Genomic DNA, 13,515 nt, shown 5'->3' with positions numbered 1-13,515 from the left:
GTCACAAGGCGTCGCGCTGTCGTCGGTGTCGGGCTCGTTCACCGCAGCTCACGGTGCCGCGCGTCGCAGCCACGCCGGACCTCAGTGCACGATGCCCTCGTACCCCTCCACGTCCCGCACGCTCCGCTCGGCCGGCCCCACGTACCGGGCGGAGGGCCGTACCAGCCTGCCGGTGCGCTTCTGCTCCAGGATGTGCGCCGACCAGCCCGCCGTGCGGGCGCAGGTGAACATCGAAGTGAACATGTGCGCCGGCACCTGCGCGAAATCCAGCACAATGGCGGCCCAGAACTCGACGTTCGTGGCCAGCACCCGGTCCGGGCGCCTGGCGTGCAGCTCCTCCAGCGCCGCCTTCTCCAGCGCCTCGGCGACCTCGAAGCGTGGCGCGCCCAGTTCGCGGGCGGTGCGGCGCAGCACCCGGGCCCGGGGGTCCTCGGCCCGGTAGACGCGGTGGCCGAAGCCCATGAGGCGTTCGCCGCGGTCCAGCGCGGCCTTCACGTAGCCGACCGCGTCGCCCGTGCGCTCGATCTCCTCGATCATGCCGAGCACCCGGGAGGGCGCCCCGCCGTGCAGCGGTCCGGACATGGCACCGACAGCGCCGGACAGGGCCGCGGCCACGTCCGCGCCGGTCGAGGCGATCACCCGGGCGGTGAAGGTGGAGGCGTTCATGCCGTGCTCGGCAGCCGACGTCCAGTACGCGTCCACGGCCGCCACGTGCTTCGGGTCGGGCTCGCCGCGCCAGCGGATCATGAAGCGCTCGGTGATGGAGTGGGCCTTGTCGATCTCGCTCTGCGGCACCATGGCCAGCCCCTGGCCGCGCGCGGACTGGGCGACGTACGACAACGCCATCACCGCGGCGCGCGCGAGGCCGTCCCGGGCCTCCTCCTCGCCGATGTCCAGCAGCGGCTTCAGGCCCCACACGGGGGCGAGCATGGCCAGCGCGGACTGGACGTCCACCCGGATGTCGCCGGAGTGCACCGGGATCGGGAACGGTTCGGCGGGCGGCAGCCCGGGCGCGAAGGTGCCGTCGACCAGCAGCCCCCACACGTTCCCGAAGCTCACATGCCCGACGAGTTCTTCGATGTCGACACCTCGGTAGCGCAGCGCGCCGCCTTCCTTGTCCGGCTCTGCGATCTCCGTTTCGAACGCGACGACTCCTTCGAGCCCGGGTACGAAGTCGGACATGAGGCGGCTCCTCTTGAGGACTCTCGACGGTCTGGCGATCCAGCGGTTGTGTGCCGATCCTGCTGACGGTGCGCCGCGCGGCAGCCGGGGATGATCCCGACACCGCGCTGACTGCGATGTGCCCCGTTCGGGCGATTGTCATCCTGCTCCATCCGGTCCAATCGGTCCCGTCCGATCAGGCCCGGTCGGCGCATCCGGTGGCCAGCCATTCTTCCGTCCGCCGCCGTCGCCGGACACCGTGAGATGTGGCACACCGAGGCCCTGCCAACGAGCGCGCCGGGTCCTGCAAGATGTGCCCGTGCGAGCAATCAATCAGGCTGACGGGACAGGCATGGCGGGTGCGACAGGAGAGGCGGCGCGGCGGCCGGGTGAGCAGGCCACCGATCCGGCGGCCATGCGCCGCCAGTATCGCGCGGCCGGCCTGACCGAGGCGGACCTGGCGGCCGATCCCTACGAGCAGTTCGCCCGCTGGTTCGCGGACGCCGTACGGGCCACCGGGAGCGGCCTGATCACCGAACCCAACGCCATGGTGGTGTCCACCGCGGACGCCGAGGGCGTACCCAGCTCCCGGACCGTCCTGCTCAAGGGCTACGACCCGCGCGGATTCGTCTTCTTCAGCAACTTCACCTCCCGCAAGGGCCGCGAGCTGACGGTGAACCCGCGCGCGTCGCTGCTCTTCCCCTGGCACCCCATCGCCCGCCAGGTGGTCGTCGGCGGCACGGTGGAGCGGGTGTCGGCCGAGGAGACCGCCGCGTACTTCAACAGCCGCCCGCACGGCTCCAGGATCACCGCCTGGGCCAGCGCGCAGTCCACCGTCGTCACCTCGCGCGAAAGCCTGGAGCAGCGGTACGCGGAACTGGCCGCCCGCTGGCCGGAAGGCACCGAGGTGCCGGTCCCGCCGCACTGGGGTGGCTTCCGGGTCGTCGCCCGCACCGTCGAGTTCTGGCAGGGCCGGGAGAACCGACTGCACGATCGGCTGCGGTACGCCCGCAGCGGCGAGAGCGGGTGGGCGGTCGAGCGCCTGGCGCCGTAGTCGGTCGACGTCCAGGTGGCCGGTACGTCCAGGTGCCCCGGGACGTGCCGGCGGCCGTAACCGCCACAAGGGCGCGGAAAACAAAAAACGACCCGCGGGCTGCTCCTCGGAGCCGGGTGGCTCCGAGCACCGGCCGGACAAGTCCGACGAGCCCGCGGGTCGGGTGACTGCGTGGGATTGGCGCGCTACGCGCACGCCGAGTGCGCGGAGCTAGCCCGCAGCCACCTCACGTGTCCGAGTGCAACTCATGCTTCGAACCACCTCCCTTCTGTGTACCGCCCACCCTAAGAAGGGATGCCGGAATGAGACAAGCTATTTATGGAAATCTCGTGTGACCCCCGGCACATCAGGGTTGAATGATCTGACGTGCAGCCTTTCGACGCGCAATCCAAGGGTGACGAGCAGTTGCTGGCGGCGCTGCTGGACGGCATGGAGGCGGGATTGTGCGCCCTCGACCGTGACGGCGTCGTGACGCACTGGAACGCCGAGGCCGGGCGGATCCTGGGCTGGAGTGCTGCGGAGGCGATCGGACGCCAGGGCTTCGCGGGGTGGGCGGCGCGTTCCGCCGACGCCAAGGAGGCCGAGGAGCGGTTGCTCGCCACCATGGAGGCGCCCGGGCGCCATGTGCACGAGTTCGCCCTGCTGACCAAGGACGGCCGCCGGGTCCTGGTCCGCGTCCAGGCCGCGGCAGTGGCGGGCGCCGACGGCCTGCCGGCCGGCGTCTACTGCGCGTTCTCCGAGGTGCACGCACAGATCGACCTGGAGCGCTCCATCGCGCTGAGCGAGTCGCTGTTCGCCGACGCCTCCTGGGGCGTGGTGCTGATCGACGCCGACCTGCGCCCGGCACAGGTCAACGCCCAGGCGGCGCGAATGCTGCGGGCCGGTCGCGAGGCACTGCTGGGCCGCCCCCTCGGCGAAGTGCTCGCCGAGGGCGCGGAGGAAGTGGAGGGCGCCCTGCAGCACGTGCTCGCCGAGGGCGCGCCGCCGGCCATCGCCGAACTGTGGGTGAGCCTGCGCGGCGAGGACACCGGGGCGCGGCACTGCTGGCGCAGCGGCTTCGTACGGCTCGGCTCGCCGCTGGGCGACGAGCCGGCGCCGCTCGGCGTGGGCTGGCTCTTCTGGGACGTCACGCGGCAGAAGGCGGCGGAAAAGGACGGCGCCCGTATCCGTTTCCGCTACCAGCAGCTCCACCGCGCCGACCGGGCCGCCGCCGAGTGCGAGGACGGTCTCGAGGCCGCGGCCCTCCATCTGGATTTCGCCCTCGCCGGATTCGCCGACCACGCTCTGCTCGACCTGGCCGACGCCACCGGGCGCATGGTCCGGATCGCGGCCACTCCCGAGGGCGAGCCGGGCCCCTGCGAGCCGGTGGCCGGCGGCGGCATACCGGTCGGGTACACGCCCGCGCACCCCGTGCTGCAGGCCGTGGAGCGGCTCGGCACCGTACGCACCAGCCTCGGCGCCCAGCGCGGGCAGGAGGCTCCGGCGCAGGCCCTTGTCGACGCGTGGGCGGCGGACCGCCGGTGGCCGGCCGGCACCGTCCATGGACTGGCGACGGTTTTACGCAGTCGTGGCCGTACGGTCGGGGCGCTGACCTTCCTGCGCGGCTCCGGGCGAGCGCTGTTCGACCGGGCAGACGTCGCCTACGCCGAGGACGTCGCCGCCCGGGTCGCCTCGGCCCTGGACCTGGCCGGGCTGGCCGGCCGCCGCTGAGGGACGCCCGGGACGTCACCTGGTGCTGGAAAACGGCGACCCGGGTGACGGGATCGGCGCCGCCGCTCAGCGGCGGAAGAAGATCCGGTCCCGGTACTCCTCGAAGACCGCCGCGTTCCACTCCAGGCCGCCATCCACGTTGCCGGAGCGGATCATCGGCGGGGTGATGCCGCGGGTCGCGAGATCGGTGGCCGCGGTCGCCATGACCGCCTGCATCAGGGCGCTGGTCACCACCGTGGAGGCGGGGCCGAAGGGCGCAGGGATGCGCGGGTCGGACAGTTCCGCGTCGCCGACCGGGATCTTGGAGTCCAGCAGGATGTCGCAGTTGTCCTTCAGGAACGTCCCGGACGGATGCCGAGAGCTGGTTTCCGCGGCGTACGCGACAGAGGTCACGGCGATCACCGTCAGGCCGAGCGCGCGGGCGTGCCGGGCCATTTCCACCGGCAGGACGTTGCGGCCGGACAGGGAGATCACGAACAGGACGTCGCCGCGCTGCACCGGGCTGGTGTCCAGCACCGCGGTGGCCAGGCCCTCGACCCGCTCCAGGGCGCTGCCCAAAGTGGCGGGGACCACATCGACGCCGACCGCGCCGGGCACCGGCAACAGGTTGACCGGCGCCAGGCCGCCCGCCCGGTAGACCACGTCCTGGGCGGGCAGCGCGGAGTGGCCGGCGCCGAAGGCGAAGATCCGGCCGCCGCCCGCGAGGGCGTCCGCGACGGCGGTCGCCGCGGCCTCGACGCCGGCGCCCTCCTCGTCGCGCAGCCGGTTGAGCAGGGCTATTGCGGCGTCGAAATACCGGTCGGCGAGATCTCCGGGTGCCGGGGAATCCCAGGTGCCGGCGGCGGGCTCAATCATGGCGATCACCGTGCTGCCCGGTCCCGGCCGATGTCAAGAAAGGTCCGGCCAAGGTCCGGACTTCCCGTGCCGGGGCCCTTTGTCGGCGGCATGCGTCAGAATTGACACAGGGCCACGCACGAGTACACGAGGGGCGCGCATGTCCGGACTGATCGACACGACGGAGATGTATCTCCGCACCATCCTGGAGCTGGAGGAGGAGGGTGTGGTCCCCATGCGCGCCCGAATCGCCGAGCGGCTCGACCAGAGCGGCCCGACGGTCTCCCAGACAGTGGCGCGGATGGAGCGCGACGGGCTGCTGCACGTCGCGGACGACCGTCATCTGGAGCTGACCGACGAGGGCCGGCGCACCGCCACCCGCGTGATGCGCAAGCACCGCATCGCCGAGTGCCTGCTGGTCGACGTGATCGGCCTGGAGTGGGAGCAGGTGCACGCCGAGGCCTGCCGCTGGGAGCACGTGATGAGCGAGGCGGTGGAGCGGCGCGTGCTGGAGCTGCTGCGGCACCCCACCGAGTCGCCGTACGGCAACCCGATCCCGGGCCTGGAGGAGCTGGGGCAGAAGGGCGAGCCCGATCCGTTCCTGGAGGAGGGCATGGTCAGCCTTACCGAGCTGCAGCCCGGCCCGGCCGGTGCGAGCGTGGTGGTGCGCCGCATCGGCGAGCCGATCCAGACCGACGCCCAGGTGATGTACACCCTGCGGCGGGCCGGTGTGCAGCCCGGCGCCGTGGTGAGCGTCACCGACGCGCCCGGCGGGGTGCTCGTCGGCAGCGGCGGCGAGGCCGCCGAGCTGGACGCCGACATCGCCTCGCACGTGTTCGTGGCCAAGCGCTGACCGGTCGCCCGCCCGTTTTTCAGCCCTTGTGACCCGCCGGCCCGAGCCCGTCCCGGGCCGGCCGGATCCATGCCGCGCCGAGGCCCGGGACCGCGTGGCCATGGCGCCCCGGCTCGGCGACCTGCTCCGATCCCTTTCTGCCGCGACCCGCCCTGACGCCAATCGTCCTGCCTGATCCGGGGAGCCCCGACGCCGTGTCCGCGGCGCCGGGGCCCATCCCTCCCTGCCCTCCCCGGTGGTCCCCCGTGAAGGACCCGGGACCCCGAGCTTCCCGAGTGCCTCCCGCGACCCGCTTCCCCATCGCGCCGCGTCCCGCTCAAGTCCTCCCCTCGGTCCCGGCCGCCAATCCTTGAGCGCCGTCACTCGAACGAGCGGTGTTGGTCGCGCCGCCCGCTTGTTCGAATAAAAGTTCGATAGCGTGGCTCCCGGAACGACATCGGAAGGAGGTGTGGCAGATGATCCGGCGGTACGAGCTCACGGGCGCGGACGGCATCCCGCTCGTGGCCTGGGACTATGCGGCCGAGCACGGGTACGGGGCCCGGCCCGGCGCGGACCCGGCGGGACGGACGGGGTGCCGAACGGAAGCGGGTGCGGAGGCGACCGGGCGGGCCGGACAGTGGGACCCGGCCGCGGGCACGCCGGGCGGCCGGCGCCCCGGCGCGTTGCTGCTCCACGGACTGCTGGGCCGCGCCTCGCACTGGGCGGCGACGGTACGGCGCCTTGCCCCGCGGTACCGCGCGATCGCCCTGGACCAGCGCGGCCACGGCCACAGCCGTCGTCCGGGGGCACCGTGCGGCCCGGACGCGTACGCGGCGGACGCCATCGCCGCGGTCGAACAACTCGGCTTGGCCCCCGTCACGCTGATCGGCCACTCCACAGGCGCTCTCACCGCCTGGCAGGTCGCCGCGCGCCGCCCGGACCTGGTCGCGGCCGTCGTCATCTGCGACATGCGGGCCTCGGCCCTGGGCGAGACCGACCAGCGGCGGTGGGAGGACTGGCTGCGGTCCTGGCCGCTGCCCTTCGCCACCCTCGGGGACGTGCGCCACTGGTTCGGCGCGGAGGACCCCTGGGCCGACCCGCCCGGCCCGGGGCGCGGCGACTTCTACGCCGAGATCATGGCCGAGGGGGAGGACGGCTGGCGCCCGCGCGCCGCCCCCGGGCAGCTGCTGCGCTCGCGGGAGCTGTGGATACGCGACGCGCACTGGGACGAGTTGGCACAGGTGCGCTGCCCCGCCCTGGTGGTACGCGGCCCCGACGGCGAACTGGGCCGGGCCGAGGCCCAGGAGATGGTCCGCGTCCTGCCCGGCGGCCGTTACGCGGAGATCCCCGACGCCGGCCATCTGGTGCCCTGGGACCAGCCGGAGGCGTGGTACGGGACGGTCGAGGAGTTCCTGCGGGAGGCGCTGCCGGAGCGGCTGGGCACCGGCTCGGCGGCGACCACCGGGCCCGGGATGTAGGCGGTGCCGCCCGGCGCGCGGGCCCGGGCGTCACGGTCCTGCGACAGGTGCGCCGCAAGGCGAATCAGGCGGGGCGCGGGCGGCTGACCGGCTGGTAGCTTGCGGTCGGCTGGTTCCACATGCGACATGGGGGAGTACAGGTGCCTTGGCGTAGTCGGACTTTCATGGGAGCAGGACTGGCCGCTATGGCTGCCGCGTGTGCGCTGGCGCTCAGCGGATGCAGCAGCGACAGCGGAGACCAGGCGAAGACGCAGCCGACGCAGAGCGCCACCTCGTCCACCACACAGCCGAAAACAACATCTTCACCGAGCGGGACGGCGCCGACCACGCCCTCCTCGACCCCGCCCCCGAGCGACACCGCGAGCAGCCAGGGCGTCGCCGGAGTGTGGCTGGCCATGCACGGCGCCACCAAGGTGCAACTCGTGCTGGGCAAGGGCAAGGCCGCTCTGACCACCACCTCCCTGTGCGGCGGCGGCTACACCGACAACGACGGTGTCGGCATCACCCTGACCTGTATGGACGGCAACAAGGACCGCACGGTCGGACACGGCGTCCTGGCCTCGGACGGCAAGACCCTCACCGTGGAGTGGAACGGAGGCATCACCGACACCTTCACCCGCACTGGACTCCCGAGCAGTTGACCACTGCACGGCCGTAATCCGCCGCCCAGCGGCCCAGCGGCCCGGCGACCCCGCGGACACGGGCCGGAGTGCCCGCTGCGCGCGGCTCATGCCCGGGCGCGCAGCCCCGCCCTCTTCGCCTGATTGCCGCAGATGTCCATTGAGCACCAGCGCCGGGTGCCGGGCCGGGAGTGGTCGAGGAAGAGCGCGCCGCAGGCCGGCGAGGCGCAGGCGTGGACGCGGGCCAGCAGGGCGGGCGAGGCGGCCAGTTCCAGCGCGTCGCGGGCGACGAGGGAGAGCGTGGCCGGTACGGGGTCGTCGGCCAGCCAGCGCAGCTCGCCGGACGGAGCGAGCCGGGGTGTGGGTACGGCAGCGGCGGCGGCGCGGTTGAGCCGGTTGCGCGCCGAAGCGCCCACGGCGGCCGGCCCGCCATCACCGAGTGAAGCCATGAGCAGGGCGTGGACCGCCTCCCGCAATGCCTTCGCCTCGTCGACCTCGGACTGCACGGGAAGCGGTACGCGAAGGGTGCCGTCGAAGGGGCCGCACTGAGTGACCCACGCCACCAGCGCCTCGGGGCCGGTCAGCTCCTCGGTGACCTCCGGCGTACCCCGATACCGCAGTGTGCGGACGAAGTCGAGGCACAGCCGCCCTGCTCCCTGGCGGAATCGCACCGGCACTGTGCCAGCGCTCACAGTGGCGTTCATGGAGGTCAGAGTACTGGGGAACCGTTACGACTGATACCTTTGAGAACCGGTCAAACCGGTTCCGGAATGTGCCCGGATCCACCGCTCCCGGAGAAAGGCACCGATGTCCCGACCTGCCGATCTCTCACGTTCGGCCACCGCCCGGTCCGCAGAGGGAGAAGGGACAGGGACCGCTCCGGCCGGCCCGCCCCGCAGGCTGATCGTGCTGCTCGCGGTCTCCTGCGGTCTCACCGTCGCCAACCTCTATTACGCGCAGCCGCTGCTCAGCGAGTTGCGGCACGACTTCGGCATCTCGTCGGTCACCGCGGGCAGTCTGGTCACCGCCACGCAGATCGGGTACGCGCTCGGCCTGTTGCTGCTCGTCCCGCTCGGCGACGTCATCGAGAAACGCCGACTGGCCACCGTCCTGCTCACCATCACCATCGCCGCCCTGGTGCTGTCCGGCCTGGCACCGGGATTTCCCGTACTGCTGGTCGCGTCCCTGGTGTCGGGCACCACCTTGGTGGTCACGCAGATCCTCGTGCCCTTCGCCGCCGATCTCGCGCCCGACGAGAGCCGCGGCCGGGTCGTCGGACAGGTGATGAGCGGGCTGCTCGCCGGGATACTGCTGTCCCGCACCTTCGGCAGCATGCTGGCGAACGTGACCAGTTGGCGGGTGGTCTACCTGACTTCCGCCGTCCTGATGACCGTTCTCACCCTGGTGCTGCGCTCGGCGCTGCCCAGCCGGGCCCCGGGCGGAGCGCAGGCGGGACTCACTTACGGCGGGCTGCTGCGCTCGACGGTGCGCATGATGAAGGTGCACCCGGCGCTGCGGCGCCGCGCGCTCTACCAGGCGGCGATGTTCGGAACCTTCTCCGTCTTCTGGACCACCATCTCCTTCGTGCTGACCAGTGCCCCCTTCGACTACGCCCAGTGGCAGGTGGGCCTGTTCGCGCTGGCCGGAGCCGGGGGCGCGCTCGTCGCGCCGTTCGCCGGGCGCTGGGCCGACCGGGGAATGGTGCGGCCCATGACGGCAGTCGCGTTCGCCGTGGCCGCGGGGGCCATGCTCCTCGCCGGGCTCGGGCGGCACAGCGTGATCGTGCTCGGCGCCGCGGCAGTGCTGCTCGACATGGCCGTGCAGACCACCCTCGTGCTGGGCCAGCAGGTCGTCTACCGGCTCGACAACACCGCCCGGGCCCGGCTCAACAGCGCCTTCATGGCCACCTTCTTCGTCGGCGGCGCCATCGGCTCGCAGGCCGGTTCCTTCGCCTTCCACGCCGGCGGCTGGACCGCGGCCACCGTCCTCGGCGCCGCTCTTCCCGTACTGGCCCTGCTCGGCTGGTGCACCGAATTGCGACCGGGCCGCCGCCGCTCCGACTGAGCCAAGGCCGGCCGGACGCCGGGCGAGGGCGGCACGCGACCGACCGGCAGGCCGATCACGAGGTCGCGCGAACCCGCGCCTGGGCACAGAGGCCAACGCCCACCCCGGGCACGCTGCGAAGGCCGGCCCACCGGCCTCAGACCTGCGCCGCCACCGCCAGGATCTCCGGCAGCCGGTCCAGCAGTCGCGGCGCGGTGAAGCGCAGGAACGCGGCGACCACGGCGAGCCCGTACGCCGCCCCGACCGGCAGGACCGTCCACAGCAGGCCATGGCGGCCGGTCACGTGCAGCGCGACGGCGAAGGCCAGCAACGGCAGCCACAGCACCACGCCGGCGAGCGTGCCGCCGAGGACGTTGAGGGTGACCACCCCGGTCTGCCCGGGTGCGGCGTTGGCGAACGGGTTGCTCTGCGCGACCGCATACGGGAAACGGACGCCGATGAAGACGCCGGTGGCGATCAGAGTTCCGGCGAAGGCCAGGGCCAGGCCGAGCACTTCCGGCAGCGCGGATATGCGGTGCAGCAGGAGCGAGACGCCCGTGCTCACCACGGTGATGTACGGCACCGCGACCACGGCCATCGCCAGGGCGCGGCCGCGCAGTTCGAGGGCGGCGTCCCGGCGGGTGGCCGTCGTGGCCGCCACCGTCCAGAAGGCTGAGCCGTCCAGCCCGAAGGTGTTGAACATCTGCGTGCTCAGCAGCCCGGCCGACCACAGGCACTGGTAGACGCTGCCGCCGTGCTGCGCCATGGCAACCACCGGCAGTAGCAGTCCCAGCGTCAGGGCCGTCGCCCAGGCGGCCCGGGACCGCGGGTCGCGCCACACATAGCGGAACTGCCGTCCCATGACGGTGCCGGTGCGGCCCGCGACCAGCCGCCTGGGCAGCAGCAGCGCCGCCACCCGCGCCGGTCCGTCTGCCGCCCCACGGCCCAGCAGGCCCGAGCGCCTGGCGGAGTCCGGGTCTTCCCGGCGGTCCCGGTCCGCCCCCGCGGGCCCGGCGGGCAGCGTGGAGGCGTCCGGCGAGACCATCAGCCGCACCAGGCTGTGGTGCCACCAGCGCAGGACGAGCGCGACGACGCAGGCCGCGTAGAGCAGTTGGACGGCGGCGAGCCCGTAGCTGCCGCGCGAGACGGAGCGTACGGCGTCCACGGCCGGGGCCGGCGGTATCCAGCGCACCACGGCGGCGATCGATGTCGCCCGGTGCAGACCGCCGTCCGAGGACAGCGAGTTGATGCCGAGGCTGATTCCCTGGGAGCCGACCGCGATGAACAGGCCGCTGAGCAGGGCCAGATCCCGGCCTCGGCGGCTGGTGAGCAGCCGGGTGTTGGCGGCGGCGACCGCCCGGGCCAGTGACACGCAGGTCAGCAGGGTCAGGGCCACCGCGATCACCGCGACGGGCACGGCCGGCCCGCTGTGCGCCACCGCGACGACGGCCCCGGCCGACACCAGCACGGCGCACAGCGGGCCCACTCCGATCAGGGAGGAGGCCAGCAGACCGGTCACCAGCGGGCGCGGGCGCAGCGGGAGCATCGCCAGCCTCGTCGGGTCGAGGGTGTCGTCTCCGCCGAAGAAGAACAGCGGGGCCACCGCCCAGCCCAGCGCCATGCAGGCCGTGACGGTCACAGCGGCGGCCGGGCCGTAGTGGTTGTGCCGCAGCGAGGCCATGCCGACGCCGAGTCCCACCGCGTAGAGCAGGGCGAAGACGGTGCCGGCCGTCCAGCCCGCGGCACGCCCGCGGGACTGGCGCAGGCCGTTGCGGATGAGCGTGATCTTGAGCCGGACGAAGACCGGGACCACGGACGGTGGCCGCGTCGCCGTGGCGGTCATCTCGCACTCCCGCCCAGCCAGTCGAGGTCCTCGCCGCCGCGGCGACCGGCGCCGACCAAGGAGAGGAAGGCGTCCTGGAGGGTGGGCGCCGCGCCACGCACCTCGGCGATCGGTCCGTGGGCGACGATCCGGCCGGCGGCCATCACCGCCACCCAGTCGCACAGGCTCTCCACCAGCTCCATCACATGGGAGGAGAACACCACGGTGCCGCCCGAGTGCGTGTAGCGCTCCAGCACACCGCGTATGACCTGCGCGGACACCGGGTCCACGCCCTCGAACGGCTCGTCCAGGAAGAGGACTTCGGGATTGTGCAGCAGGGCGGCGGCCAGACCGATCTTCTTGCGCATGCCGGTCGAGTAGTCCACGACCAGCTTGTGCCGGTTCGCCGACAGGTCCAGGACCTCCAGCAACTGGTCGGCCCGCCGGTCCACCTCGGCGCCGGGCAGGCCACGCAACCGTCCGGTGTACGCCAGCAGTTCGCGGCCCGAGAGCCGTTCGAACAGCCGCAGCCCCTCGGGCAGGATCCCGATCCGGGACTTCGCGCCGACCGGATCGGCCCACACGTCGTGCCCGACCACCCGCACGGTCCCGTCGTCCGGCCGCAGCAGCCCGGTCACCATGGACAAGGTCGTGGTCTTTCCCGCGCCATTGGGACCGACCAGCCCTATGAAGCGGCCGGCCGGCAACTCCAGGTGCACACCGGCGACCGCCACCTGCGAGCCGAACCGCTTCCACAACCCGCGCACCTGCACCGCCGGCTCGCGCCCCGGCTCCGGCTCCGATTCCCTGTCGGCGCCCTCACCGACGGGCCCACCCGAGGGCGGGCCGCCGAAGGGTTGTCCGTCGGCGTACGGCACCCCGTAGACGGGCAGTGGCCCCCGCTCGCCGCCCTCCCGTCCCTTCCACTCCTGCTGCGCCATGTCCCGGCACCCTTCCCCCCGTGTCCACGCACGCCTGTCGACGTACGGACACAGTAGAGCCAGCCACTGACAGTGACGGTCGATCCGACCAAGGCTTGCGGTCGAGACCTTCCCCACCTGGCCGGACAGGGAGAAAGGGGCCCGGCCGGTCACGCAGCGGATACGGGGAGGCGGCCGGCCGGGCGTCGAGAGCCGGGCATGGAAAACCGGGCGTCGAAAGAGGGAAAGGGGTCAGCGGCGCCGGGCCTGCGCCGCCTCCCGCCCGCACACGTAGGCCAGCGGTCCGGCGACCGCGTCGGCGTCGGGCAGCCACCGGCCGGCGGGGGCGGGTTCGCGGGCCCACAGAGCCACACCGAGGCGGCCGGTGCGGGTCGGCGGGGCGGCCACCCAGTCGCCGTCGCCGCGCAGCACCAGGTCGAGCGAGGCGGGCGGAGCGCCGTGCCGGGCCAGCAGGTCGGGCAGCTTGGCGGCGGTGCCGGGCTGGGCGAGGAACACCAGGCGGCGGGCCGGGGTGGCGATCACCGGGCCGAGCCGGACGCCGAGGCGTTCCATCCGGGCCAGCGCGTGCAGCCCGGCGCTCTCGGAGACGTCGATCGCGTCGAATCCCCGCCCGGTGGGCAGCAGGACCGAGGCGCGCGGCTCCTCGCGCCACATGCGCCGTACCGCCGCGGTGCCGCCGCTCGCCTGGGCGGCCCAGCCGGGCCCGGCCGGGTGGGCGCCGGGGGCCGGGCAGGCGGGCGAGGCGCAGGAGCACCGCGGTGCGCCGTCCGGACCCGCCTCCAGCCAGGAGCCGGCCACCACGTCCCAGTGCCATTCCTCCGCGTACCGGAGCGCGGCGTCGAGCAGTCCGGACCCGGCCCGCGGTCCGTCGGCCGCTCTCGCCCCGCCGGCCGGTCCGGACGTGCCGGTCGGTCCGGGAACGCCGAGCGGCCCTGGAACGGCGAGCGGCCGGGGAACTCCGAGGGTGTCTTCCACGCGCTGCACAACTTCCTTCCTCCGGGATGGGTGGTTACGGGTTGA

At 73.2% G+C, this 13,515-nt stretch carries 12 protein-coding genes; 6 read left to right on the top strand and 6 right to left on the bottom strand.

The window, feature by feature from the left end; genetic code table 11:
- Positions 1 to 81 precede the first annotated feature (81 nt).
- Positions 82 to 1,182: a citrate synthase 2 gene (locus tag ITX44_RS11475; protein ID WP_205357008.1), complete on the bottom strand. Its 1,101-nt coding sequence runs from the start codon at positions 1,180 to 1,182 to the stop codon at positions 82 to 84.
- A gap of 331 nt (positions 1,183 to 1,513) precedes the next feature.
- Between ITX44_RS11475 and pdxH the strand changes: the two genes are divergently transcribed.
- Positions 1,514 to 2,215 carry a pyridoxamine 5'-phosphate oxidase gene (gene pdxH, locus ITX44_RS11470; protein ID WP_205357007.1) on the top strand — a complete coding sequence of 234 codons (702 nt, stop codon included), beginning with the start codon at positions 1,514 to 1,516 and terminating at the stop codon, positions 2,213 to 2,215.
- Between the two features lie 366 nt (positions 2,216 to 2,581).
- Entirely contained in the window at positions 2,582 to 3,925 is a 1,344-nt protein-coding gene (locus tag ITX44_RS11465; protein WP_307795212.1) for a PAS domain-containing protein, read from the top strand.
- Between the two features lie 66 nt (positions 3,926 to 3,991).
- Here the strand turns inward: ITX44_RS11465 and ITX44_RS11460 are convergent, their stop codons facing one another.
- Positions 3,992 to 4,780, bottom strand: coding sequence for an SIS domain-containing protein (locus tag ITX44_RS11460; protein ID WP_205357006.1), 789 nt, complete (start codon positions 4,778 to 4,780; stop codon positions 3,992 to 3,994).
- Between the two features lie 139 nt (positions 4,781 to 4,919).
- Here ITX44_RS11460 and ITX44_RS11455 point away from each other — a divergent pair, with 139 nt between their 5' ends.
- From ITX44_RS11455 to ITX44_RS11445, 3 genes are all read left to right on the top strand, one after another.
- Entirely contained in the window at positions 4,920 to 5,612 is a 693-nt protein-coding gene (locus ITX44_RS11455; RefSeq protein WP_205357005.1) for an iron-dependent transcriptional repressor DtxR, read from the top strand.
- A gap of 455 nt (positions 5,613 to 6,067) precedes the next feature.
- The gene (locus ITX44_RS11450) at positions 6,068 to 7,069 is read left to right on the top strand and encodes an alpha/beta fold hydrolase (protein ID WP_205357004.1); all 1,002 of its coding nucleotides are present in this window, start codon (positions 6,068 to 6,070) and stop codon (positions 7,067 to 7,069) included.
- Between the two features lie 185 nt (positions 7,070 to 7,254).
- Positions 7,255 to 7,710 (top strand): hypothetical protein, encoded by a 456-nt coding sequence (locus ITX44_RS11445; RefSeq protein WP_205357003.1) that lies wholly within the window; start codon positions 7,255 to 7,257, stop codon positions 7,708 to 7,710.
- Positions 7,711 to 7,796: 86 nt separating this feature from the next.
- Here ITX44_RS11445 and ITX44_RS11440 read toward each other — a convergent pair whose 3' ends face one another.
- Positions 7,797 to 8,393 (bottom strand): CGNR zinc finger domain-containing protein, encoded by a 597-nt coding sequence (locus tag ITX44_RS11440; protein ID WP_205357002.1) that lies wholly within the window; start codon positions 8,391 to 8,393, stop codon positions 7,797 to 7,799.
- 103 nt (positions 8,394 to 8,496) lie between these two features.
- On the opposite strand from ITX44_RS11440, the gene ITX44_RS11435 reads away from it, so the two are divergent.
- Positions 8,497 to 9,753: an MFS transporter gene (locus ITX44_RS11435; protein WP_205357001.1), complete on the top strand. Its 1,257-nt coding sequence runs from the start codon at positions 8,497 to 8,499 to the stop codon at positions 9,751 to 9,753.
- A 136-nt stretch (positions 9,754 to 9,889) separates the two neighbouring features.
- Here the strand turns inward: ITX44_RS11435 and ITX44_RS11430 are convergent, their stop codons facing one another.
- The 3 genes from ITX44_RS11430 to ITX44_RS40920 form a co-directional block, all read right to left on the bottom strand.
- Positions 9,890 to 11,575 (bottom strand): transporter, encoded by a 1,686-nt coding sequence (locus ITX44_RS11430; protein ID WP_205357000.1) that lies wholly within the window; start codon positions 11,573 to 11,575, stop codon positions 9,890 to 9,892.
- A complete protein-coding gene (locus ITX44_RS11425; protein ID WP_205356999.1) occupies positions 11,572 to 12,495 on the bottom strand; it encodes an ABC transporter ATP-binding protein in 924 nt (307 codons plus the stop codon). The genes ITX44_RS11430 and ITX44_RS11425 overlap by 4 nt, the downstream gene beginning before the upstream one ends.
- Before the next feature lie 231 nt (positions 12,496 to 12,726).
- A complete protein-coding gene (locus ITX44_RS40920) occupies positions 12,727 to 13,470 on the bottom strand; it encodes a bifunctional DNA primase/polymerase (protein ID WP_307795211.1) in 744 nt (247 codons plus the stop codon).
- Between the last annotated feature and the right edge of the window lie 45 nt (positions 13,471 to 13,515).

Source organism: Actinacidiphila acididurans (assembly GCF_016918855.1).
Classification (GTDB): domain Bacteria; phylum Actinomycetota; class Actinomycetes; order Streptomycetales; family Streptomycetaceae; genus Actinacidiphila; species Actinacidiphila acididurans.
This window is presented reverse-complemented; position numbering and strand designations above follow the sequence as displayed.